We start from the raw sequence: 248 nt of genomic DNA on the forward strand, positions 1-248 counted from the left end.
AGGTGCCGTTCGGAGACGATTAGTAGTCTGTCGGTGCATTCGCGGCGGGCGGTGCCGGCCCAGCGTTCCGCGATCGCGTTCGCCTGTGGGGCTTGCGGTGGTGTGCGCACCACATCGATATCGGTTCCGGCGAAGACGGAGTCGAAGGAAGCCGTGAATTTCGTGTCGCGGTCATGGAGGAGGAACCGGAACCGGTGGCCACGTTCCTTGAGGTCCATCAGCAGGTTCCGTGCACGTTGGGTGACCCA

General features: G+C 63.3%; 1 pseudogene. It reads right to left on the reverse strand.

From position 1 onward, the window contains the following. Positions 1–248: pseudogene (locus FMEAI12_RS37935) on the reverse strand (integrase); the annotation flags it as partial.

The organism is Parafrankia sp. Ea1.12 (assembly GCF_900465275.1).
Classification (GTDB): Bacteria; Actinomycetota; Actinomycetes; order Frankiales; family Frankiaceae; genus Parafrankia; species Parafrankia soli.